Source organism: Actinomyces slackii, assembly GCF_900637295.1.
In the GTDB taxonomy this organism is placed as follows: domain Bacteria; phylum Actinomycetota; class Actinomycetes; order Actinomycetales; family Actinomycetaceae; genus Actinomyces; species Actinomyces slackii.
Window position 1 is genome coordinate 2,645,943 of record NZ_LR134363.1, and the last position, 22,519, is coordinate 2,668,461.

General features: G+C 70.4%; 17 protein-coding genes. 1 reads left to right on the forward strand and 16 read right to left on the reverse strand.

From position 1 onward, the window contains the following. Positions 1–36 precede the first annotated feature (36 nt). Positions 37–2,712 carry a right-handed parallel beta-helix repeat-containing protein gene (locus EL266_RS10865; RefSeq protein WP_034514759.1) on the reverse strand — a complete coding sequence of 892 codons (2,676 nt, stop codon included), beginning with the start codon at positions 2,710–2,712 and terminating at the stop codon, positions 37–39. A gap of 223 nt (positions 2,713–2,935) precedes the next feature. On the opposite strand from EL266_RS10865, the gene EL266_RS10870 reads away from it, so the two are divergent. After that, complete coding sequence (locus EL266_RS10870) at positions 2,936–3,175, forward strand: RNA-binding S4 domain-containing protein (RefSeq protein WP_026426659.1); 240 nt, start codon at positions 2,936–2,938, stop codon at positions 3,173–3,175. Here the strand turns inward: EL266_RS10870 and EL266_RS10875 are convergent. From EL266_RS10875 to murD, 15 genes are all read right to left on the reverse strand, one after another. Continuing rightward, a complete protein-coding gene (locus EL266_RS10875) occupies positions 3,159–4,928 on the reverse strand; it encodes a BCCT family transporter (protein ID WP_232012018.1) in 1,770 nt (589 codons plus the stop codon). The two genes, EL266_RS10870 and EL266_RS10875, sit on opposite strands and share 17 nt — an antisense overlap. A gap of 275 nt (positions 4,929–5,203) precedes the next feature. Beyond that, positions 5,204–8,800 (reverse strand): DNA polymerase III subunit alpha, encoded by a 3,597-nt coding sequence (gene dnaE, locus EL266_RS10880; RefSeq protein ID WP_026426658.1) that lies wholly within the window; start codon positions 8,798–8,800, stop codon positions 5,204–5,206. 9 nt (positions 8,801–8,809) lie between these two features. Then, the gene (locus tag EL266_RS10885; RefSeq protein WP_026426657.1) at positions 8,810–9,484 is read right to left on the reverse strand and encodes a GNAT family N-acetyltransferase; all 675 of its coding nucleotides are present in this window, start codon (positions 9,482–9,484) and stop codon (positions 8,810–8,812) included. Positions 9,485–9,535: 51 nt separating this feature from the next. Then, positions 9,536–10,468 (reverse strand): RluA family pseudouridine synthase, encoded by a 933-nt coding sequence (locus EL266_RS10890; protein WP_026426656.1) that lies wholly within the window; start codon positions 10,466–10,468, stop codon positions 9,536–9,538. Continuing rightward, positions 10,465–11,163, reverse strand: a complete 699-nt coding sequence (lspA, locus tag EL266_RS10895; protein WP_084500604.1) for a signal peptidase II — start codon at positions 11,161–11,163, stop codon at positions 10,465–10,467. The genes EL266_RS10890 and lspA overlap by 4 nt, the downstream gene beginning before the upstream one ends. A 163-nt stretch (positions 11,164–11,326) precedes the next feature. Then, a complete protein-coding gene (locus EL266_RS10900; protein WP_026426655.1) occupies positions 11,327–11,938 on the reverse strand; it encodes a DivIVA domain-containing protein in 612 nt (203 codons plus the stop codon). 160 nt (positions 11,939–12,098) lie between these two features. Then, positions 12,099–12,395, reverse strand: coding sequence for a YggT family protein (locus tag EL266_RS10905; protein WP_026426654.1), 297 nt, complete (start codon positions 12,393–12,395; stop codon positions 12,099–12,101). A gap of 11 nt (positions 12,396–12,406) precedes the next feature. Then, on the reverse strand, positions 12,407–12,871 hold the full coding sequence (locus EL266_RS10910) for a cell division protein SepF (RefSeq protein ID WP_026426653.1): 465 nt from the start codon (positions 12,869–12,871) through the stop codon (positions 12,407–12,409). Positions 12,872–13,099: 228 nt separating this feature from the next. Further along, entirely contained in the window at positions 13,100–13,927 is an 828-nt protein-coding gene (pgeF, locus tag EL266_RS10915; protein ID WP_408608500.1) for a peptidoglycan editing factor PgeF, read from the reverse strand. Continuing rightward, a complete protein-coding gene (gene ftsZ / locus EL266_RS10920) occupies positions 13,905–15,200 on the reverse strand; it encodes a cell division protein FtsZ (protein ID WP_197719241.1) in 1,296 nt (431 codons plus the stop codon). The genes pgeF and ftsZ overlap by 23 nt, the downstream gene beginning before the upstream one ends. Before the next feature lie 195 nt (positions 15,201–15,395). Continuing rightward, positions 15,396–16,739: a cell division protein FtsQ/DivIB gene (locus EL266_RS13900; protein WP_084500601.1), complete on the reverse strand. Its 1,344-nt coding sequence runs from the start codon at positions 16,737–16,739 to the stop codon at positions 15,396–15,398. Beyond that, positions 16,733–18,268, reverse strand: a complete 1,536-nt coding sequence (gene murC, locus EL266_RS10930) for a UDP-N-acetylmuramate--L-alanine ligase (protein WP_051281044.1) — start codon at positions 18,266–18,268, stop codon at positions 16,733–16,735. The genes EL266_RS13900 and murC overlap by 7 nt, the downstream gene beginning before the upstream one ends. Further along, complete coding sequence (locus EL266_RS10935) at positions 18,265–19,446, reverse strand: UDP-N-acetylglucosamine--N-acetylmuramyl-(pentapeptide) pyrophosphoryl-undecaprenol N-acetylglucosamine transferase (RefSeq protein ID WP_034514778.1); 1,182 nt, start codon at positions 19,444–19,446, stop codon at positions 18,265–18,267. Before EL266_RS10935 ends, murC begins: the two co-directional genes overlap by 4 nt. 142 nt (positions 19,447–19,588) lie before the next feature. Beyond that, complete coding sequence (locus tag EL266_RS10940) at positions 19,589–20,971, reverse strand: FtsW/RodA/SpoVE family cell cycle protein (RefSeq protein WP_084500600.1); 1,383 nt, start codon at positions 20,969–20,971, stop codon at positions 19,589–19,591. Next, the gene (gene murD, locus EL266_RS10945; RefSeq protein ID WP_051281043.1) at positions 20,968–22,500 is read right to left on the reverse strand and encodes a UDP-N-acetylmuramoyl-L-alanine--D-glutamate ligase; all 1,533 of its coding nucleotides are present in this window, start codon (positions 22,498–22,500) and stop codon (positions 20,968–20,970) included. Before murD ends, EL266_RS10940 begins: the two co-directional genes overlap by 4 nt. Between the last annotated feature and the right edge of the window lie 19 nt (positions 22,501–22,519).

A 22,519-nucleotide genomic window follows, 5' to 3' on the forward strand; every position in this document is an offset into this window, starting at 1 on the left:
CGATGACGATCGCCAGGTCGTCCTCTGGCGAGGAGGTCACCTGCCCGCCATGCGGCGCCGGTGGATCAGCGCCCCGACGCCCAGGACGATGGCGGCCACCGCCGCGATGATCAGGCCCGGGTTGGCCAGGCCTGCCCTGGCGAGAATGCCGGGCTTGGCGCTCTGCTCGGTGTCAGCAGCCTTGGCATCGGCCGTGTCGACGACCGCCGTGACCTCGCGGCCATCAACAGTGACCCCCTTGGCGGAGGAGTTGGAGGCGGTCTCCGCCTGGACCTGCCGGCTCTTGACCGCTGCGGTGTCAGTGCTTCCGGGCGAGCCGGCATCAGAGTTCTGAGCGGCGCCGGCAGCCTGGGTGTCGGTCTGCGCGGCAGAGCCACTGCCACCGGCCTGTGCACCAGCACCGGCCTGACCGGACTGCTCACCAGCACCGGCCTGCTCGCCAGCGCCGGCCTGCTCACCAGACTGCGCGCCAGCACCGGCCTGGCCAGCCTGCTCACCGGCACCAGCCTGGCCAGCCTGCTCACCGGCACCAGCCTGGTCAGCCGCCTCACCGGCCTGCTCGCCAGCACCGGCCTGCTCGCCGGACTGCTCACCGGCACCAGCCTGATCGGCCGCCTCACCGGCCTGCTCGCCAGCACCGGCCTGCTCGCCGGACTGCTCACCAGAGGCCGAGGCGGTCTGAGCCTCCGCCTGCTGCGGGGCCGCCGGGCTGCCCGCACCGACGCTCGCATTGCCGCCATCCCAGGCAATATTGACCAGGGCACCACGATCAACCGCGACGCCGCCGGTGACACCGATCTCGCTGGCCACGTCGTTGGGCAGGGCCTGGCCGGTGCCTGCGGCGGGGCTGCCGTCCTTGAGGTGGAAGTCCGAGGTCTTCCAGGCCGTGGGGTCCTCCGACTCGCGGACGAAGATCGGGTTCTCCGCGCGAGTGCCGCGCAGGTCGAGGCCGTTGGCCTCCTTGCCCTGGGTGGTCACCTTGGCATCGCCGGTGAACTCGGAGAGCTCAGGGGCGTTGATGCTCTGCGTGGCCAGATCGGCGCCCCAGTTCCACAGAACTGTGGTCGAGGGGTTGCCATTGGACTGGGGGCGGTAGTAGACGTTGTGGTCGATCGCGGAGATCATCTCGTTGGCGTAGACGGCCCTGGAGCCATCGTCGTTGGACCCACCGGTGACCTGGAGCATGGCGGAGAAGCGCCAGGGGTCGCCCGGCTTGGGCTCGGTCTGCTCCGAGGACAGAATGTTGTTGTTGATGACCACGCCCGTGGTGTCCCAGGACAGGCCTTGCTCGGCGCTCCAGGGCTGGGTCTGGGCGCAGCTGCCGTCCCCGCGGCGGGCGTTGCAGCCGTCGGAGCGGGAGTCCTCCTGAACCATGATGCTGGTCAGGGCGTGGGAGATGGTGTTGTTCCAGACCTTGGAGCGCTCCGAGCCGGAGATGTGGATGCCCACACCGGCGCCCTCGATGATGTTCGAGGCGATGAGGTTGTCCGCGGAGACCTCATCGAAGATGGCCACCGGGACGTTGACGAAGTAGTTGCCCACGACCTCGGAGTTCATGACCCCCTCGTCGAACCAGACGCCGGCGCCGCGCTTGTTGGCGTAGACGGTGGGCTGGGAGATGTCCTCACCGGTGTGGGAGTAGTCCACCGTGTTGAAGGCGTAGCGGATGTCCTTGGCGTGAGTGATCTTGGTGTCCGCCAGGGTGCAGTACGCACCGCAGTTGGTGGTAATGAAGCTGGAGGTGTTGTTGGCGGTCCAGTGGTTGCGCTCAACGGTCACGCCGTTGGAGTTGTTGATGCCGAACCCGTTGGCGCCATTGTTCTCGAAGCGATTGCCCGTGACCACCGCATTGGTGGAGTCGATGACCTGCAGGGCGGCGGCGGTCGAGGAGTAGCGGAAGGTGGAGTTCTCCACGCGCAGGTTGGCGCCGGCCACGACGGCCATGCCGCCGCCCGAGGCCGTACCGATCTGCGGGTCCTTGTAGTCCCAGCGCTGCACGGCGGAGTACTTCTCCACCACCAGCCCGGAGATGGTGACGTTGTCCGCCGTCACTGACAGCGCGCGGTGGTGCTGGACGACCTCGACGTCGTGCTTGGCCGGGTCCACGCCGATGACGTAGGAGGTTCCGGTGTGGGGCTTGACGTTGTAGCCCGCGCGGTTGTTCTTGGGGTCCTTGAGCGTGACGGGGTCGGGATCGTCGACGTAGAAGCTGGACTCGTTGACCTCGCCGCGGCTGGCCACCTGGGTCAGGGGCTTGCCATCGACGAAGACCTGCTCGGGGTGGGCGGCCATGCCCTCGACGGAGGGATCGGAATTGATGGTGCACACCGTGCAGAAGCGGACCATGTCATGTCCGGTCGCCCAGGTGCCGTCCCCCTTGGCGCTCCAGGACGAGGTGTTCTTCGCGCCCGAGAGCACCGGCGTGGCCCCCTGTGCGGCCTTGATGCTCACGCTCTTGTCGATATAGAGCTCGCCCTCGCGGTACGTGCCATCGGCCAGCTCGATGGTGTCGCCGGCCGAGGCCGCCTTCACCGCGGCTCCGATGGTCTGGTAGGGGCTGGCCGCCGACCCGTCCCCTGAATCGGAGCCTCCCTGAGCGGATACATGGATTGTGCCCCCTCCTGGATCTGCCGCTGCTTGTGGTGCGGCAACTGCGGCCACTGCCAGTCCAAGTACTACAACCGCCATCTTGGCGACGAATAGACGCATCATCGAGGTCTCCTCATTGTCGTGTGACGGCGTCACCATATCGTGATGTTCAGGGCATGGGGAGTTGTGCCCATCACTCACCGGTTAGCCACAGACTCCTCTCTGGTTATTCTCAGACCGAGGGTCCATGAGGGTCACGCGAAGCAAAGTCGCTCGAACGCTCGGCCCATGCCCCCGTCGCCTCGCGCACTGGAACTCCTCTCGTCACACCTGTCACAATGGACTCATGACACATGTGATTGCCCCGGAGGTTCCCGTTCGCGGAGAGATCAAATTGGGACAGTTCCTCAAACTCGCCGGACTGGTCGACGACGGCGCCGAGGCCCGCATCGCCATCCAGGGAGGCGACGTCACCGTCTGCGGCAGGGTGGAGACCCGTCGGGGTCGCCGGCTGGTCGACGGCGATCTCGTCGTCGTCGACCAGCCCAGCGGTCCGGTGGGAGCCGTCGTCAGCTCTCAGGGATGACCTGCTCCTCCGACTGATCCTCCCCGCTGTCGCCATCGCCGATCGAGGTGGAGGCGTGCAGCTCGATGCCCTCGACGTTGTCGTGCACCTCGGTGGCCGAGGACACCGAGTCGACCAGCACCTGGCTCGCGAGCTGATGTCGCAGCAGGAGCGGATCATTGGCCAGGTCCTTGTAGATCGAGATGCACAGCAGCAGCATGACGATGACGAAGGGCAGGGACGAGACGATGGTGATGTTGCGCAGCCCCGTGAGCACCTCGGCTGGCTCGTTGCCGCCCGCCAGGAGCATGGCCGCCGAGACCGCGCCCGTGGCCACGCCCCAGAAGACGACGGTCAGGCGCGAGGGATCGGCCGCGCCGTTCTCCGAGAGCCCGCCCATGACGATGGAGGCCGAGTCGGCACCGGTGACGAAGAAGATCGCCACGAGAACCACGGCCAGGGCCATGAGGATGAGCAGGACCACGTAGGGCACCGGCACCGCTTCGAGCAGCGTGAACAAGATGGTGTCGAAGTTCAGGTCCGGGCCCTGCTCGGTCTGACGCACGAGCATTCCCGTGACGTCATTGGCCCGCTCGGCCCTCTCCTGCAAGCCGATCGCCCCTCCGCCGAAGATCGCGAACCAGATGAGCGAGACCAGGGAGGGGACGAACATGACCCCGACGATGAACTGGCGCACAGTGCGACCCCGGGAGATCCTGGCGATGAACATCCCGACGAAGGGCGTCCAGGAGATCCACCAGGCCCAGTAGAAGATCGTCCAGGAGGACAGCCAGGAGGCCATGTCCCCCTCGCCATCGGCCGCCGTGCGCGAGGCCATGCTGGGAAGCTCGGAGATGAAGCTGCCGATCGCCGAGGGGATGATGTTGAGGATGAACAGCGTGGGCCCGCCCACGAAGACGATGATGGCCAGAATCACCGCCAGCACCATGTTGATGTTGGACAGCCACTGGATGCCGCGCTCGATCCCTGAGACGGCCGAGGCGACGAAGCAGGCGGTCAGCACCGCGATGATCGCCACCAGCAGGCCGGAGCCGACCTTGTCCACGATATTGGCGGCCTCCAGGCCCCCGCCGATCTGCAGGGCACCCAGTCCCAGGGAGCAGGCCGAGCCGAAGAGTGTGGCGACGATGGCGAGGATGTTGATGATGCGCCCGCCCACGCCGTCGACGGCCTGACGCCCGAACAGCGAGGTGAACATGGCTGAGAAGAGCTGGGAGCGGCCCAGGCGATAGGTGGAGTAGGCCATGCCCAGGCCCACCAGGGCATACATCGCCCAGGGGTAGAGCGTCCAGTGGAACATGGCGGTGCCCAGGGCGATGCTCGCTGCGTGGGGGGTCTGGGCCTCGACGGTCTCAGGAGGCGGGGACATGTAGAACCACAGAGGCTCACCCACGCCGTAGAAGATCAGACCGATCCCCATTCCGGTGGCGAACATCATGGAGATCCACGAGCTCGTTCGGAACTCGGGCTCCTCGGCGTCACCGCCCAGGGGGATCTGCCCGAACCTCGATGCCGCGATGAACACGACGAAGACAACGAAAAGGCTGGCCGACACCACGAACAGCCAGCCGAAATTAGAGATGACTCCCTTCAGAGCCGCGGAGGAGACCTTGCCCAGACTCTCAGCGCCCGCAAAGCCCCAGATGACGAAGGCTATTGTCAGCGCCCCGGCCGCACCGAAGACAACCTTGTCGATTCCCTCCCGAGTTCGGGGGGTCTGACGGGTCAGCGAGGTTCTCAGCTGATCTATCATGCGCCGCTGGCGCTCTTGGACTGATGAGACAGGCGTGTCAAAAGCGGTGGAGGGATTCGCGTCGTCGCCCTCTGGCGTCACTGATCCCTCAGCGGCGGTGTCAGGATGGGGAGGTGGAGTAGATGCACTAGTACTCATAGATAAGGAATCCTCATCGGAAATGGCAGCACAATAGCCACTGCCCACGGACGTCATCCACCCTATCATCACCTGCCGAATAGGTCTTCGGAACGGGGGCGGCGCTCACCGGGCTGCTCACCGGGCCGCGGGCGCGCTCAGTGCCGCAGGCATCCTGGGCCCAGGAGCGCCTTGATGTCGGAGTAGAAGGCCGGGCTGGCCTGGACCCGCAGGCCGGCGGCGAGCTGGGTGCGGATCTCGCGGCCCGGGCTGGTCAGGGTCAGGCGAACCGTTGAGCTGCCGGGATGGCGCACCAGGACGTCCTTGAAGCGCTCCACCAGGGGACCGGTGCAGCGGTTGGTGGGCAGGGTGATGGACACCGCCTCGTTGGTGGCCGTCGAGATGTCCGGCAGCGTCAGCTCCTGGGCGTACAGGGCGGTCTGCCCGTCGCGGCGGTTGAGGCGCCCGCGAACCGAGACCACGGTATCGGGGGCCAGCATGGTCGAGACGGTCTGATAGGTCTGGGGGAAGAAGAGGACCTCGACGCTCCCGGCCAGATCCTCCACCTGGGCGATCGCCCACAGGTTGCCCTGCTTGGTGGTCTTGCGCGTCAGGGAGGTGATGAGCCCGGCGATGGTGACCATGGCGCCGTCGGGGATCTCATCATCCTCGTGGAGCTCGGAGATCTCACGGTCGGCGAGCTTGCCCAGCAGGGACTCCAGCCCCATGAGCGGGTGATCGGAGATGTAGAGGCCCAGCATGTCGCGCTCGTAGGCCAGCTTGTCCTTCTTGTCCCATTCGGGAAGGCCCGGCACCTCCGAGGAGAAGACCGGGCCCGAGGAGAAGGGATCCTCCTGGGCGCCCGGGCCCGAGGCGTCCATGAGGGAGGCGAACAGGTCGAACTGCCCGGCGGCCTCATTGCGCTTGACCCCGATGACCTCATCGACGAAGTCCTCATGGCAGGCCTGCAGGGCGCGGCGCGAGTAGCCCAGGGAGTCGAAGGCCCCGGCCTTGATGAGGGAGTCGATGGTGCGCTTGTTGCACACCACCGCCGGCACCTTGTCCAGGAAGTCCTCGAAGCTGGTGAAGGCCCCCTTCTCCTCCCGGGCGGCGATGATGGCCTCGACGACGTTGATGCCCACATTGCGCACCGCCGCCATGCCGAAGCGGATGTCCTCCCCGACGGCGGAGAAGCGGCCCGCGGAGGTGTTGACATCCGGGGGGAGCACGGTGATGCCCATGCGGCGGCACTCCCCCAGGTAGATGGCCATCTTGTCCTTGTTGTCCCCCATGGAGGTCAGGACCGCGGCCATGTACTCGGTCGGGTAGTGGCACTTGAGGTAGGCCGTCCAGTAGGAGACGACGCCGTAGGCCGCGGAGTGGGCCTTGTTGAAGGCGTAGGCGGAGAAGGGGACCACCACGTCCCACAGCGCCTTGATCGACTCCTCGGAGAAGCCGTTGTCGATCATGCCCTTGCGGAAGCCGACGTACTCCTTGGCCAGGATCTCGGGCTTCTTCTTGCCCATGGCCTTGCGGAGCTTGTCGGCGCTGCCCATGGAGAAGCCGGCGAGCTCCTGGGCGATCTTCATCACCTGCTCCTGGTAGACGATGAGGCCGTGGGTCGTGCCCAGAATCGGCTCGAGGGCCTCCTGGAGCTCGGGGTGGATGGGGACGATCTCCTGCATGCCGTTCTTGCGCAGGGCGTAGTTGGTGTGCGAGTCCGCGCCCATGGGCCCGGGGCGGTAGAGGGCGGAGACCGCGGAGATGTCCTCGAAGTTGTCGGGCTTCATCAGGCGCAGCAGGGTGCGCATGCCCCCGCCGTCGAGCTGGAAGACGCCCAGGGTCTCCCCGCGGGCGAGCATCTGGTAGGTGGGGGCGTCGTCGAGCTCGATATGGTCGATGTCCAGCTCGGGCTTGCCGTTGGCCACGATGTTGTCCAGGGCATCGGAGATGACCGTGAGGTTGCGCAGCCCCAGGAAGTCCATCTTGAGCAGGCCCAGGTGCTCGCAGGTGGGGTAATCGAACTGGGTGATGACAGCGCCGTCCTGGAGGCGCTGCATCATGGGGATAATGTCCACCAGCGGGTCGGAGGACATGATGACGGCGCAGGCGTGGACTCCCCACTGGCGCGTCATGCCCTCCAGCCCCTTGGCCAGCTCGACGATGCGCTGGGCGTCGGCGTCCTCGGCGTGGAGCTTGCGGAACTCCTCAGCCTCGCCGTAGCGCTTGTCCTCGGGGTCGAACATTCCCTTGATGGTGATGTCCTTGCCCATGATGGTCGGGGGCATGGCCTTGGTCAGGCGGTCCCCCACCGCATAGGGGTAGCCCAGCACTCGGCTGGAGTCCTTCAGGGACTGCTTGGCCTTGATGACCCCGTAGGTCACCACCTGGCTGGTGCGGTCCGCCCCGTACTTGTCACGGACGTACTCGATGACCTCCTCGCGCCTGCGCTCGTCGAAGTCGACGTCGATATCGGGCATGGAGATGCGCTCGGGGTTGAGGAAGCGCTCGAAGATCAGCCCGTGGTTCAGCGGGTTGAGCTCGGTGATGCCCATGGCGTAGGCCACCATGGATCCCGGCCCCGAGCCTCTGCCGGGCCCCACTCGGATCCCCTGGGACTTGGCCCAGTTGATGTAGTCGGCCACCACCAGGAAGTAGCCGGGGAAGCCCATCTGGACGATGACGCTGATCTCGTACTCGGCCTGCGCCCGGCAGTCCTCGGGAATGGAGCCGCCGAAGCGGCGGTCCATGCCGGCCCAGCACTCCTTGACGAACCAGGACTCCATGGTCTCGCCCTCGGGAACGGGGAAGACGGGCATGAAGGAGGCGCCCTCGTCGACGGTCCTGAACCGGACATCGCACTGCTCGGCCACGAGCAGGGTGTTGTCGCATGCCCCCGGCATCTCGGCGAAGAGCCGGCGCATCTCATCGCCGGGGCGCAGGTAGTAGGTGTCGCCGTCGAAGCGGAAGCGATCCGGGTCGGACAGGACCGAGCCGGAGTTGATGCACAGCATGGCGTCCTGGACCTCGCGGTCCTCGGGCCGCACGTAGTGCGAGTCATTGGTGGCCAGCAGCGGCGCGCCGATCTGCTCGGCCAGGCGCAGCAGGTCCTTGGTGACCCGGCGCTCGATCTCCAGGCCGTGGTCCATGAGCTCGACGTAGAAGAAGTCCTTGCCGAAGATGTCCTGCAGCTCCCCGGCGCACCGCAGCGCCTCCTCCCACTGGCCCAGGCGCAGGCGCGTCTGGATCTCCGAGGAGGGGCAGCCCGTGGTGCCGATGAGACCGGCGCTGTACCTGCCCAGCAGCTCGCGGTCCATGCGGGGGGCCTTGCCCCACTGCCCCTCCAGGGAGGCCAGGGAGTCCATGCGCATGAGATTGTGCAGCCCCTCGTCGTTGCGGGACAGCAGCGTCATGTGGGTGTAGGAGCCGCGCGCCGAGACGTCGTCGGAGCGCTGGGACTCATCCCCCCAGAACACGCGGGTCTTGTCGTGGCGGGAGGTGCCGGGGGTCATGTAGGCCTCGACCCCGATGATGGGCTTGATCCCGGCGGCCTTGGCCGCGGCGTAGAACTCGTAGGCGCCGAACATGTAGCCGTGGTCGGTGATCGCCAGGGCCGGCTGGCCCAGGCGCTTGGCCTCGGCGACGTAGTCCTTGATCTTGCCCGCGCCATCGAGCATCGAGTAGTCGGTGTGCACGTGGAGATGGACGAAGTCGTCGCGCGCGCCGCTGGAGTCCTGCTCGCTGGTATCCGCCATGGCCCCATCCTAGGGGCGCGGCTCTCCCGGGCGTCTGAGCCCAGCCGTCCCTCCCGGGTGCGCCGGGTCACTGGTGACGGTGCGTCTCATGTCCTGGTGGGGGATGCCGGCATCCATGTAGCTCTCCCCTGACACGGCGGTGTAGCCGCAGCGCTCATAGAAGCCCATGGCCTGCTCCTGGGCCGAGAGGATCACGGTGATCTCCCGCTCGGCCTCACCCGCCGTCGCCAGCGCACTGAGAGCTGCCCGCTCCAGCTCCGAGACCATCCGGGCCCCCAGGCCCGTGCCCCGCGCGACGCGGCGCACGGCCAGTCGGCCCAGGTGGGCCTCCCTGGGGTGACTGGGGTCCAGGAGGATGCGCCCGGCCGCCAGAGGGGCGCCGTCGGCCCCGCGGGCCAGAACATGGACGGTGGTGGCCTCATCGTCCTGGGCGTCGATCTCCTCGATGAAGGGAACGCCCTGCTCCTTCACGAAGACCTCCAGGCGCACATCGGCCAGTCCCGATCGGATGGCCTCCGCGGCCGGGCCGACGGCGTCGCCCGCCACCGCCTCGAAGCTGATCGGCTCGAGGGCAGCCCCAGCCGGTGGGATGCGCAGCACGGGGAAGCCCGGGGCGGGGCGGCCGGCCTGATCGGGGCCGGCCGAGGACGCGGTTGAGGATGCGGCGGAGGATTCAGTGCTCATGCGCTCATGGCACCCTTCTGAGTCGTGGAGCGGCTGGGTCGCCCCAGGGTCTCACAGTCGCAGTGCCTCCAGCGCGGCCGTGAGCTCCTGGGGGTAGGGGGAGGTGAAGACCATGGCCTCCCCCGTCATGGGATGGGTGATGCCCAGGCTGAAGGCGTGGAGCCACTGGCGCTCCAGGCCGGTGCGGGCGCTGAGGACCGGATCGGCCCCGTAGGTGGCGTCCCCCACGCAGGGGTGGCCGACGGCGGCCATATGCACGCGGATCTGGTGGGTGCGGCCGGTCTCCAGGCGCACGCGCGCCAGGCAGGCGCCCGGCATGGCCTCGATGACGTCGTAGTGGGTCACCGACTCCCGGCCGCCGTCGATGATCGCCATCTTCCACTCCCGGCTGGGATGGCGTCCGATCGGGGCGTCGATGGTGCCCGAGGAGGGGTCCAGGTGGCCCTGAACCAGGGCGTGGTAGATCTTGTCCACCTCGTGGTCGCGGAAGGCGCGCTTGAGCACCGAGTAGGCCCGCTCCCCCTTGGCCACGATCATCACCCCGGAGGTGCCCACATCCAGTCGCGAGACGATGCCCTGGCGCTCGGCGGCCCCGGAGGTGGCCACCCGGATCCGCATGGCCTTGAGCGCCCCCAGGACATCCGGGCCATCCCAGCCCATGGAGGGATGGGCGGCCACACCCGCGGGCTTGTCCACCACGACGATGTCCTCATCCTGGAAGATGATGCCCATCCCCTCCACGGGCGTGGGCTCCGGCTCGGCGGGCCGGGGGGCGGGCATGTCGACCTCGAGCAGGTCCCCGACGCCCAGGCGCTCGGACTTGCCCAGCCCCTGCCAGCTCCCATCGGGGGCCGCGCGGCGCACTCCCCCTGATCGGCACAGCTCCTCGATACGGCTGCGCGACAGCCCGGTCATGCGCGCCAGCGCCGCATCGACCCGCTCCCCGGCCAGGCCATCGGGGACGGGCATCATCCGGGCGCTCATGACCGCTCCCGCCTGGCCCGGTGGCTGGTGGACCTGCGCTCGCGCCTCCTGCGGGAGGATCCGGCGTCCTCCTGCGCCGCGGTGGCCCGGGTGCCGTCGATCTCCCAGCCTCCCAGGGACAGCACGACGATGCCGCCCGCAGCGGCGACGATCGCGATGTCAGCGACGTTGCCGACGAAGTAGCCCCCGTAGTCGATGAAGTCGATGACATGCCCGCGCAGCACCCCGGGGGCTCGCACCATGCGGTCGATGAGGTTGCCCACCGCGCCGCCCAGGACCAGGCCCAGGGCGATGGCCCAGCTCGCGGAGGCCAGGCGCCGCGACACCCGGATGATGATGAGGGACACGGCGATGGCCACCAGTGAGAGCAGCCAGGTCTGGCCCGTGGCGAAGGAGAAGGCGGCCCCGGGGTTGCGCACCAGGACCAGGCCCAGGGCCCTGCCCACCAGGGCCACGCGGTCCTGCCCGTCCAGGGCCGCCAGTGCCCACGCCTTCGTGGCCTGATCGACGACGATGACGACCACGGCGATCGCCCACAGCAGGATCAGCGCCCGTGGGCGGGATGTCCGGGACTGGCGCGCCCGGTCCGACTCATCGGGCTGCTCCACAGCCGCCCGCTCGGCGGCGTCCGCGCCGCCTGCGGCCCCGGGGTCGGGATCGCCCGGGGCGGGGGAGGGCTCGAAGGGTTGGCGCATAGGGGCTCCTCGGAGTCATGAGGCGGGGAGAAGTCAGCGACGCGTGCGGCGAGGGGATCGCATACCCCGAGGGCGGCGCCCCGTGACGGGGCGCCGCCCTCGGGGCTGCGCTGGGGATGCTGCCAGAACTGGAGTGGGGTCCGAGGCTCAGGCCTCGGCGGGCTCACAGGCCAGCAGTGGCGCCCTCGCCGCCGTCCTCGACATTGGTGAGCAGGTTCTGCAGGTAGCTCTTCAGGCGGGTGCGGTAGTCCGACTCGAAGCGGCGCAGCTCGTCGATCTTGTGCTCCAGGCCCGAGCGCTCCTTCTCCAACTGGGCCAGGGTGCGGTTGCGCTGGTCCTCGGCCTCCCGGACGATCTGCTCACCGGTGGAGCGGGCCTCGGTCACGATGCGCTCGCCCTCGGCCTTGCCGTTGGCCACGTGCTCGTCGTGCAGGCGCTGGGCCAGCTCGAGCATGCCGGAGGCGGCGGCCGGGCCCTGAGGGGAGTCCATGCCGGCCATACCGGGCATCGCAGCAGCAGGCTCGGCGGGAGCGGCGACGGGCGCGACGGGGGCCACGGGAGCGGCGGGCACGGCCCCGCCCTCGCCGAGCTCGGCCACGCGGCGGTTGGCCGCCTCCAGCTTGGCCTTGAGGTCGGCGTTCTCAGCCTCGAGCTGCCGCATGGCCTCGACCACCTCGTCGAGGAACTCGTCGACCTCGTCCTGCTCGTAGCCCTCACGGAACTTGGTCGCCTGGAACTTCTTATTGAGGACGTCGTCTGCCGTCAGCAGCGTCATGGTCGTCACCTCGGTGTCGTTACGGATAAGGTCACGAGCACCGGGCTCCCGGTCACTCATGCGGACAGAGTACCTGAACTCGTGGTCCAGGCCAGATCAAGCGCGCTATCTCACGTCGACCTGAGGACAGCACCCTATCGGGATCGCTGCAGCCCCGCCATCAGATGAGAAGCGCGACGAGGCGCTGAAAGATGATGATCCCCAGAACCAGGACCAAGAAGCTCAGGTCAAGCCCGAGCGCCCCCAGGCGAAGCATGGGCACCGCCCGGCGAATCCGCCTCAGCGGCGGATCAGTCAGGGCGTAGACGAAGTTCGCCACGAGCAGCACAGCGCCCGTGGGCCGCCACTGGCGAGCGAAGACCTGCACCCAGTCCAGGACCACCCTCACGAGGAGGACCAGCAGGTACAGGTTGAGCAGGTGGTAGACGATCGCGGCGATCGGGCTGAGGAGCTCCACGGAACCAGTGCTCAGCTCTGGTTGAAGAAGCGCCCCTGGCGCTGCTCAGCCTGGCCGCCGTCGATCTCGACGCTGGCCGGGGTCAGTAGGAAGACGCGAGGCGTCACCCGCTCGATGGCGCCGTGCAGGCCGAAGACCAGGCCCGCGGAGAAGTCCACCATCCGGCGGGCGTCGGACTCGCTCATGCCGGTGAGGTTGACGATGACGGGCACGCCGTCGCGGAAGGACTCCCCGATGACCCGGGCCTCGTTGTAGGTCGAGGGGTGCACGGTCACGATCCGGCGCAGGTCAGGAGCGATGGCCTCCTCGTGCTCGGAGGCGGCGTAGTCCTGGTAGTCCGAGTAGTCCTCGGCCGTGAAGTCCTCGCGCTCGGGCACCGCGAAACCGGTGTCCGCGGCCTCGAACCCATCGTCGTAGGTCTCCTCGGCGGGCTCTGAGTAGCCGAGGAAGTTGCTCACACTGCGCAGCGCGCCCATGGATCGCTCCTTGTTCCGTCCGGTCCCCTGCGTTCCGGATGTGAGCCGACGGTATCGGCCAGCCGTCCTGGACTGACGGACCTCTTCTCGGCGTGTCACCCTTCCCCAGGTACCAGATAGGTCACGCCCAGGTTTCTCTCATTTTCTGGCGCTTGCGGAGCGCAAATGGAATTTCAGTTCATCTCCTCAGCCGCGTCAGAGGGGAAAAGCCTTGAGTCCACGCCATTGTCAACCGGCGCCCGCTTCATGACCCACCGTGCCGTGCAGCACAATGCCGGCGAGACGACCGGTGACGCCGTCGCGCCGATAGGAGTAGAAGCGGGGATCTTCAAAGGTGCACCACGCTCCGGGAGTGATTCTTCCAACGCCCGCTCTCTCCAGCTGGGCGTGCACGCCGGCTGCCACATCGAGTCCCGGCGTCCCCCATCGGGTCCGCGAGGCGCAGGCGGGCTCGCGCTGGGCGAACTCCTGCCGCATCCGCTGGGGAACCTCATAGCACGAGCCGCAGATGCTGGGCCCCGTGGCGGCCCAGATGTCCCCGGCATTCGCTCCCGCCCTGACCATGGCCTCGACAGCGGCAAGCACCACGCCGTCGAGCATGCCCCGGCGGCCGGCGTGGACGGCGGCGACCAGGCCGCCGTCGGCGGTGGCCAGCAGGAGGGGCACGCAGTCGGCGACCATGACGCAGGCGCCCCGGGGAGCCCCGGGGGCCCGCCCATCGAGGATCAGCCCATCGGCGGTGGGAGCGTGGTCGCGGCGGGCGGGGACCACCGCGGCGGAATGGACCTGGGTCATCCAGGCCAGGTCGCCGGCCACCAGTCCCAGCGCCTCGGCGAGCCTGTCCCGGTGGCCCGCCACGCGGTCGGGATCGTCACCGACGTGCTCGGCCAGATTCCATCCCGCATAGGGGTCCTCCCCCGCATGCGCACCGGCCCCGCGGCCGCGGGTGGTGAAGTACCCGCGAGCCCCGGGGCCCAGCTCGGCCTCCAGGAGATGGGCGTCACCCGGAGCCGTCACGGCGATGCGCACCGCCTCAGCGCAGGAAGTCCGGCAGATCGATCCCATCGTCCTCGGCGTCCACGCCGATGACATGCGGCACCTCCAGCCCCGGAGCGACCCGGGAGCCGGCATTGGCATCGACATAGGCGGGCACCTCGCTGGTGCGCACCTCGAAGGGGGCGGACTCGGGGGCGGGGGCCTCCTCGTAGTGCGCGGCGGCCGGGGCGGGGGCGGGGGCCACGGGAGCGGTCGGCCGGGTCACGGGGTTCTCTGCCGCGTGGGCGCCGCGCGATGCCGGGGCCGGCACCTCCTCCAGCACCGGGGGCACGGCAGGGGCCCGCGAGGACATGCGGGTGACCGGCTCGCGGTCGGCGATGGGCTCGGCGTCGAAGCCCGCGGCGATCACGGTCACGCGCACCTCATCGCCCAGGGCGCCGTCGACCACGTTGCCCACGATGATGTTGGCCTCGGGGTGAACGGCCTCGCGCACGAGGTTGGCCGCCTCATTCATCTCGAACAGGCCCAGGTCGGAGCCGCCCTGGAAGAACAGCAGCACGCCGTGGGCGCCGTCGATGGAGGTCTCCAGCAGCGGCGAGGCGATGGCCTCCTCGGTGGCGGCGATGGCGCGCCCGTCGCCGGTGGCCGAGCCGATGCCCATCAGGGCGCTGCCGGCGCCCTGCATCACGGACTTGACGTCGTTGAAGTCAACGTTGATGAGACCGGGAGTGGTGATGAGCTCGGTGATGCCCTGAACGCCCTGGAGGAGGACCTGGTCGGCCTGCTTGAAGGCGTCGACCACGGAGATGTTCTTGTCGGCGATCTGCAGGAGGCGGTCGTTGGGGATGACGATGAGAGTGTCGACCTCCTCCCTCAGTGCCTGGACGCCGTCCTCGGCCTGGGCGGAGCGGCGGCGCCCCTCGAAGGAGAAGGGCCGGGTGACCACGCCGATGGTCAGAGCGCCGATGGACTTGGCCAGGCGCGCGACCACCGGGGCCGCTCCGGTGCCGGTGCCGCCCCCCTCTCCGGCGGTGACGAAGACCATGTCGGAGCCGTCCAGGGCCTCGCGGATCTCCTCCTCGTGGTCCTCGGCGGCCTTGCGGCCGATGGCGGGGTCGGCCCCGGCCCCCAGGCCGCGGGTCAGGTCACGGCCCACATCGAGCTTGACGTCGGCGTCGGACATGAGCAGGGCCTGGGCATCGGTGTTCACGGCGATGAACTCCACGCCCCGCAGATCGGCCTCGATCATGCGGTTGACGGCGTTGACGCCGCCGCCGCCCACGCCGACGACCTTGATCTCCGCCTGATAGTGCTGGGTGTCATCCACAGCCATGCTCTCCGTCACTGGCGTCCCCTCCGCGAGTTCGTGGCGAGTCACTGAAGGACCCCCCGATCAACCATCAACCTCAAGTTGAGGTTGATACTTATGTCATTCTTGGCATGACGGGCTCAACGCTATGAGACGGATCGGTCACGCGCGCGCATTGAGTCCCCGGCGTGTTTTGCCCGCGCGGACCCCGCGGCGCTCTCACGGGGCACTGGGCTCCGCCGGGGGCGGCGCGGCGGGCTCGCTCGGCTCAGGGGCCGGCGATGCCTCACCCTGCTCGGCCCCGGCCCCGGCCCCGGGATCGCCGGTGGGCGCCGACGACGGGGCACTGGGCTCGGGGGACGCCGGGGCGGTGGGCGCCTGGGAGCCGCCCGAGGTTGTGGGCGAGCGCGGGGAGGAGACGTCATAGGTGGTCGCCGGGGTTGTCAGCAGCACGCTGAGGACCTGGGCCTTGAGCGCGCTGTCCTTGGTCCCGCCCCACACCACGGTGGCCCCGTCGGTCAGGGTCAGGGTCACCTGCCCGGCCTGGGTGGCCGTGCCGCTGGCCACGCGGGCCCGGGTCTCGGAGTCCAGTGCGCCCACCACAGCGGTGACCGCCGAGACCTGCTCGGCGGTCAGGGTGTCGCCGGAGTCCTGGTCCCCGCCGTCGGCCACGATCACCACCAGCCCCTCAGGAGCCTGCTCGGCCCGCTCCAGGACCACGGCCTCGTTGTCCAGCACCTCGACGCCCTGCCCGGTGTGGCGCGCCGCCACCGGCACCCGCATCTCCAGGGAGACCTGAAGGCCGTGGGGCCAGGCCCGGGTGACCCGGGCCTGGCGCACGGTCACCAGGGACTGGCTGACCCGTCCGGACAGCTCGGCCATGTCCAGGCGCAGCAGGGAGTCCCCGGAGTAGTGAGCCAGGGCCTGCTGGACCTGGGCGGCCTCAACCGTCCCATCCGAGCCGCTGACCGTGATGTCCCGGGTGCGCAGGGCCAGCAGGGGCGAGAACAGCAGCGCCCAGGCCAGGGCCACCGCCATGACCACCACGACCGCCCCGATCACCGCCTTGCGCAGGCGCAGGCGCATCAGGGCACGACGTCGCTCGGCCAGGCGGTCGGCCAGGCCCGTGGACACGACCCGCCCCTCCCGGCGCATCTCGACGGCGGAGCGCCGGCTGTACACGGTCAGCTCGTTGGAGGCGGTGCCCTCCGGACTGGGGGCGCTGGAGGCGAGCTCGGGTGAGCGCGCTGATTGAGGGGCCCGCCCCCCATCGGCGCTCCTGTCCTTGGCGCCGGGCCCCGGCCCGGTGCCCCCGGCGGCCCTGGCGCTGGCGGACTGCGCCGCCGGGGCGGAGGGCGAGGAGGCCTGCCGGGGACTGCGGCGGGGGCGTCCGCCGCGCATGGCCGCGCCCCGGCCCGCACCGGGCCCGCCGGCCGTACCGGCCGCCGGGGGCCGGGTGCCCTGGGAGCGCGAGCCTCGGCGCCGGGCGGGCGGGACGCTGGGCGGCAGCTCCTCGTCCTGACTCGCCGGCTCGGAGCGCGGGGGCCGTGGCTTCCTCACCATGGGCGGCGCCCGGTGCCCGTCATGGAGCCGGAGGCGGGCTCGCGGTCCGCACCGAGCTCCTGGAGGATCGTGGCGCCCAGCTCCGTGACGTCTCCGGCACCCACGGTCAGCACCAGGTCCCCGGGGCGGGCAGCGGCGGCGGCCTGCAGGGCGGCCTGGTGGCGATCGGGGATGAACCGGGCCGGCACGGCGGTGATGCGCTCGGCGATGGTGGCCCCGGTGATCCCGGGGAAGTCCTCCTGGGACTCGCGCGCCGGGTAGACATCGGTGACCACCACCTCGTCGGCCGCGGACAGGGCCTGGGCGAAGCGCTCGGCGAACTGCCGGGTGCGGGAGAACAGGTGCGGCTGGAAGACCACCAGCACCCGGCCCTGCGACTCAGCGGCGCTCTGGCGGGCGGCGGCCAGAAGCGCATCGATCTCGGTGGGGTGATGGGCGTAGTCGTCGATGACGCGCACTCCGGCCGCCCTGCCTCGCTCCTCGAAGCGCCGCCCGGTGCCGCCGAAGGCGCCCAGGGCGCGCGCCATGTCCTTGGGGCCGACCCCCAGCTCGATCCCGGCCGCCCAGGCGCCCGCGGCGTCCAGGGCCACGTGGTCACCGGGCACGCCCAGGACCAGGTCGGCGCGGTGCATGACTGCAGGCTGCCCTCCGGGCCCCGGCCCGCTCAGCGTGATCCGGGCCCGGGTGGCCGATGCGCTGCGCTCGGTGATGTCCAGGTGGACATGCCCCTCCCCCAGCAGCTCGCCGCCGGGAAGGCCGCTGGGCCCCTCCTGGGAGAAGGTGATGACGCGCGTGCCCTGCTCGCACGCCCGCTGGGCCAGGCGCAGCGAGCCCGGATCCTGGGCGCAGGCGATGAGCAGGCCCCCGGGAGTGATCCGGGAGGCGAAGTCGGCGAAGGCCTGCTCGAAGTCCTGGGCGTCGGCGTAGTTGTCGAGGTGGTCGGGCTCGACATTGGTGACGATCGCGATGCGCGGCGCGTAGTTGAGGAAGGAGCGGTCGGACTCGTCGGCCTCGGCGACCAGGGCCCGTCCCGTGCCCAGGTGGGCCCCCGTGCCCAGGGCGCGCACCGTCCCGCCGATGGCGAAGGAGGGATCGGTTCCCGCGGCGGTCAGCGCCTCGGCGAGCATGCCCGAGGTGGTGGTCTTGCCGTGGGCCCCGGCCACGGCCACGAAGTCCAGCCCCTGGGCGGCCAGGGCCAGGGCCTGGGACCGGTGGATGACCTCCTGGCCGCGCTGACGGGCGATGGCCAGCTCGGGATTGGTCTCCTTGATGGCCGTGGAGACCACCACCCGGGCCTGGCGGGGGACCTGGGCGGCATCGTGGCCCAGATGCACCTCCATGCCCTGGGCGGCCAGCCGCTCGAAGGCGGGCCCTCCCCCGGCGTCGGAGCCCGAGACGCGAGCACCGCGGGCGGCAAGCAGCTGGGCCACCACGCTCATGCCCGCCCCGCCGATGCCGATGAGATGGAAGGGCTGGCCCTCAAGGAAGCGGTCGGCCGCCTCCTGGACGCGATCGGGTCGGCTGGTCATTCCTGCTCCTGGTGGTCGCGGTCCTGCCCGACGGCGCACTGACGGATGAGCTCGCCCAGGCGGGCGGCGGCGTCCTGGACCCCGGTGGAGGCCGCGGCGCCGGCCATCTCCTCGCGTCGAGCGGAGTCGGTGATGAGCTCGGTGAAGTCGATGATGTCCTGGGCGCAGAGATCGGCATCCAGCACCATGCGCCCACCGCCGGCTGCCAGGACGTCGGCGGCGTTGAGGCGCTGCTCGCCATTGCCGATGGGCAGGGGCACGTAGAGGGCGGGCAGTCCCAGGGCGGTCAGCTCGGCGACCGTCCCCGCCCCTGAGCGGCACACCACGCCGTCGGCCACCGCGTAGGCCTGCTCCATGGTGCTCAGGTAGTCCAGGATGCGGTAGCGCTCGACCAGGTCCGCCGGCGCTCCGGCAGCGATGGCGGCGTCCAGGGCGGCGCGCACCGGGGCGTCCTTGTCCCGTCCGGTCAGGTGGAGGATCTGCACCTGAGCGGGCAGGCCCGTCAGGCTTGAGGCCAGGACCTCGTTGAGGTGCTGCGCGCCCAGGGAGCCGCCGGTGACCAGCAGCACCGGGCGATCCGGGTCCAGTCCCAGTGCCTGGGCCCCCTGCCGGCGGGCGCTGGCCGCGCCCTCGGCGGTCGAGCGCTGGGCCACCAGGCGGGCGATGGCCGGGCGCAGCGGCAGGCCGGTGACCTCGGTGCGCCCCTTGGAGGCGCTCAGGCGGGTAGAGGCGAAGGTCAGCGCCACGGCTCGGGCCCAGGAGGCGCCCAGACGGTTGGCCAGTCCGGGGCGGGCGTTCTGCTCGTGGATGACCACCGGGACGCCGGCCTTGCGCGCGGCGAGATAGGCCGGGGTCGAGACATAGCCCCCGAAGCCGACGACGACGTCGGCCTCAACGGCCTCGATGGCTGCCGTGGCTGCCCCGATGGCCCGGCCCAGGCGCTGGGGGAGCCGGAGCAGGTCTCCGCTGGGACGACGGGGCAGGGGGACGCGGGGCACATAGGCCAGCTCCAGGCCGGCCTCGGGCACGAGCCGCTTCTCCAGGCCCTCATTGGTCCCCAGCACGAGGAGCCTGGTGGCGGGGTCCCCGCCCTGCTCAGGGTCGCGCAGAACAGCCGCGGTGGCCAGCAGGGGATTGACATGACCGGCCGTGCCCCCGCCGGCCAGCAGGACGCGCAGTGGGCCGGCCTGGCGCCCCGGGGCCGGCTCAGCGGTCTGCTCGTCACCGGCCTCCTGGCCGGTCTCCTGGTCGGAGACCGCGGGCTCGGCGGGCTCGGCGGGCTCGTCGGGCTCAGGAAGCGCTGGGCTGGGCTCAGGGATGTCAGGCACGGTTCCTCCTAGGGACGATCACCGCAAGGGTACGGCGCAGAGCACCGGGGCTTGAGGTCAGGGCCTCCTGCGCGCCGGGTTCGTGTCTGGCATAGGCCAGTAGCACACCGATGGCCAGGAGCACGGAGATCAGGGCGGTGCCCCCGCGGCTGATGAGCGGAAGGGGAACGCCCAGAACGGGAAGGATACCGGTGACCACCATCATGTTGATCAGCGCCTGCCCCACGATCCAGGCGCCGATGGCCGAGGTGATGGCGATGATGCCGGTGTCGGTGTGCCGCCGCATGATGCGCAGGCAGCAGGCGCCGATGGCGGCGAAGAGGATGATGACCGTCAGGGAGCCCACAAGGCCGAACTCCTCGCCCAGGACGGCGAAGATGTAGTCGGAGTCCGCCTGGGTCAGGTAGCCCCACTTCTGGCGAGAGGAGCCCGGGCCGACCCCGAACCATCCCCCGGTGCCCAGCGCCCAGCGCCCGTGCATGGGCTGGTAGCCCACTCCGGTGGGGTCGGCGCCCTCGGGGTTGAGCCAGGCGATGATGCGCCCGCGCCGATTGGACGAGAGCATGGAGGCCCCCAGGAAGCCCAGGATGCCGGCAACGCCGAGCACGGCGAACCATCCCGTGCGCAGTCCGCCCACCCACAGGGCCCCGGCCACGATGAGCACCAGGATGATGACCGTCCCCAGGTCCTGACCGGCCAGGACCGAGCCGATGGCCAGGGTGACGAGCACCCAGCCCGCCCGGGCCCAGCGGTCCTTGCGGCCACGGGTGTACCAGGAGATGAGGTTCCCCAGGAGCAGGGCCAGGGCCAGCTTGATGAACTCCGAGGGCTGGGCGGTGCCGATGCCGGGGATGAGGATCCAGTTGCGGTTGCCGTAGACATTGACGCCGATGGGCGAGAAGACCAGCAACTGGAGCCCCAGGGTCAGGGCCAGGAGCGGCCAGGCGGCCCGGGGGAACCATCGGGGCGGCATCCGTGAGACGATGAGCATCCCCAGCACGCCGACCACGGCGAATCCCAGGTACTTGGCGAAGTCGGTGAAGGCGTTGCCACCGGTGGCGGCCACGACCACCGACTGGACGGAGAAGACCATGATGAGCCCCAGGGTCAGCAGCACCAGGGTGGACAGCAGCAGCACGTAGTAGGTCAGGGTGGCCGGCTCAGCGCGCCGGCCCGGCTTGCGGCCGGGGCTGTCCTGCTGCCCACCGGTGTCCTGGGGTGAGGCGGACAGGGCGGCGGGCCAGATGCGGCGCAGGCGGGAGCCCACTGCGGCCAGGACTCCGCGGCGCCGGGGAGGCGCGGAGGCAGTGTCCCGGGGCGCTGTGGAGCCCTGGGCCCCTGCGGTGTCCCGGGCGGCGGGGCTCGACGCGCTCATGGGGTCGGCCCGCCCTGCGCTCGGCGCGCGGCGATGCTGGCGCGCTCGGCGAAGAGCTCGCCGCGCTCGGCGTAGGAGGAGAACTGGTCCCAGGAGGCGCAGGCGGGGGCCAGCAGGACGGTGTCCCCGGGCCTGGCCAGGGCGGCGGCGGCCTGGACCGCCGCATCCATGATCGCCCCGGGGGCGCCGTCGTCGATCCGGGTCACCGTCAGCTCCGGGGCGCGGGAGGCCAGGGCGGACAGGAGGTCGCCCTGGTCCTTGCCGATGAGGACGACGGCGCGCAGGCGGTGGCGCACCGCGCTGACCAGGTCCTCGAAGCGGGCGCCCTTGGTGTCCCCACCGGCGATCCACACCCCCGTCCCCTCGGCCAGGCCGCTGAGCGAGGCCTGGGCGGCGTGCGGGTTGGTGGCCTTGGAGTCGTCGACCCAGGTGACTCCCGCCCCCTGGGCCACGGTGACCATGCGGTGGGCGCCGGGGCTGTAGTCGCGCAGGCCCTGGGCCACGGCCTCGGGCGCGGCTCCGGCGGCGCGTGCCAGGGCGGCGGCGGCCAGGGCGTCGGCCAGAAGATGCGCGGGCAGGCGGGAGGCCTGGCCCCCTGGGGCCAGGTGGGCCAGGTCGGCGAGGGTGGCCAGCTCGATGCCGCTGGTGGACCGCGCCGGGCCGAAGCCCCGATCCACCAGCAGATCCTCGACCACGCCCACCTGGCCGAGCCGGGGGATCGCCAGGGTGAAGCCGATCGCGCGGCAGCCCTCGGCGACGTCGGCCTGGCGGACCATCTCCTCGGTGGCCCGATCCGCCGTGTTGTAGACGGCGGCCAGGCGGGTGGCCGTGTAGACGCGGGCCTTGTCGGCGGCGTAGGCCTCCAGGCCGCCGTGCCAGTCCAGGTGGTCGGCCGCCAGATTGAGGCAGGCTGAGGCCAGGGGCTCCATGGAGCGGGTGGTGTGCAGCTGGAAGCTGGAGAGCTCCACCGCCAGGGCATCGGCCCGGCCGGCCAGGACGGCCTCCAGGACGGGGGTGCCGATATTGCCGACAGCCGGGGCCACCAGGCCCTGGGCCTGGAGGATCGCCGAGAGCATGCTCACAGTGGTGGTCTTGCCGTCGGTTCCGGTCAGGGCCAGCCAGGGGACATCGGGTCGGGCCGAGTCGCGCTGAAGGCGCCAGGCCAGCTCAACCTCGCTCCAGGTCTCGATGCCGGCGCTGATCGCCCGGCTCAGAACCGGTCCGGTGGCGGGGACGCCGGGTGAGACCACCGCCAGGCGCAGGTCGCTGGCCTCCAGCGCGGCGGCGATCTCCGGCGCGGCAGCGGCGGTGGCCGAGGCCACGGGGATGTCGAGCTCCTCGATGGAGGCGGCTCGGGCGTCGAAGACATGCACCTGCGCGCCCAGGGTGCTCAGGGCATCGACGACGGCGCGGCCGGTGCGGCCCAGGCCGATGACGCCAACACGTGCTCCCTCCAGCTGGCGGGCGAGGGCGCCTGCCGTGGCCTGCGACTCCCACCGGAGGCCGGCCTCCTCCTCATTGCTCCTCACGGTGCTGGCTCACTCCTGA